Source organism: Mesorhizobium sp. B1-1-5 (assembly GCF_006443065.1).
Classification (GTDB): Bacteria; Pseudomonadota; Alphaproteobacteria; order Rhizobiales; family Rhizobiaceae; genus Mesorhizobium.
The window spans coordinates 1-1,395 of the sequence record NZ_VFWS01000389.1 but is presented as its reverse complement, the minus strand read 5'-3'; the positions used below and the strand labels follow the sequence as shown (position 1 = coordinate 1,395).

The following is a 1,395-nucleotide window of genomic DNA, read 5'->3' as shown; positions in this document are numbered from 1 at the left end:
AGGTTATATTGCACTGCACAATGGAGATGCCGTCGATTGCACCCTTCTTACGGAGATGCCTGCCGATTACGCGGCGGTCCGGGGTAGGCTCGGCGAGAACCTGAGATGAAGATTCCAAAGTCCTTGCTGGTCGATCCCGAGAGGAACTCGGTCTACGGCAGTTTTGCCGTTGCCGTCTCGGTCTGGGCATTCTCCTACTCCGTCATATTCGGCCAGGTGCTGATCCTGGCCTACTATGCGGTGTGGCTGCCCCTCATCATGGTTGACTACAGGCGGTTCCTGCGGCATCTGTCCAGCGCCTGGCTGCCATTGTCGTTCGCGGCCTATGTATGCTTCTCCGTCTTCTGGTCGGACGCTCCCGGCATCACCGCGAGAACGGCCGTCCAGTACTTCTCCCACATCGCCTGCGCCTATGTCGCGGCGCGAGCCGTCAGTGTGCGGACCCTGACAATAGGCGCCCTGGTCGGCATATTCGTCGTCCTGCTCTACTCTCTCAAGGTCGGGGCCTATTCCGAGGACGTCCTCGACGGCACCTATAATTTCGTCGGCGCCTTCGCCTCAAAGAACCAGATCGGCTTCGTCGCCTCGCTCGGCATCTATTTCAGCGTCGTCTTCATCGCCTTCCTCAGGCACGGCCGGCTGAGCCTGTTCCTGACCGTGCCGGTGGTGCTTTTGTCGGCCTATCTGCTGGTCATCTCGCATTCGGCCACCTCGATGGCCTCGACACCGGCGGTGCTGGCGCTGGTGATGCTGCTTGCCATGAGCAAGGTGCTGTCGCGACGCTACCGCCGGGTGATCTTCCTGGTCGGCACAGGCATGCTGGTCGTCGCTATCCTTGTGGCGCTGAATCTCGGCCTCATGGACTTCGTCCTCGGCCTGTTCGGCAAGGATTCGACGCTCACCGGGCGCACCTATCTGTGGGAGCAGGGCTGGAACGCCGCGCAGAGGGCGCCCATGCTCGGCGTCGGCTATGCCGCATACTGGGTCCAGGGTTTTGCCGAGGCCGAGCGCCTGTGGAACGAGTTCTACATCACCACCCGCACCGGCTTCCACTTCCACAACACCTACATCGAAGCCCTTGTCGAACTCGGCTTCGTCGGGGCGACGCTGGTTTCGCTGGTCATCCTGCGCACGCTTTACGGCCATGTCTCGGCGGTCGCGTTCGGAACATGGCGGGCGGATTCGGTCGTTCTGGCCGGCGTCATGGTGCTGCTCCTGATCCGCTCCTTCGTCGAGGTCGAGATCCTCAACCCCTACATCATGGGTTCCTTTCTGATGTATTTCAGCTTCTTCAAGCTGGCGCGACTGCCCGTTGCCCGTCCTCGCCTGTCTGCGGCAAGGATCGAAGAGGCAAATGCCGCCAGAGGCTGGAGCGGCCCCGAGCCTGGCACGGAC

At 61.8% G+C, this 1,395-nt stretch carries 1 protein-coding gene; it reads left to right on the top strand.

Going from position 1 to position 1,395, the window contains the following annotated elements; all coding sequences use genetic code 11:
- Positions 1–105 precede the first annotated feature (105 nt).
- Positions 106–1,395, top strand: a 1,290-nt coding sequence (locus FJ980_RS31665; protein ID WP_140547444.1) for an O-antigen ligase, incomplete at its 3' end; no start/stop codon positions are given.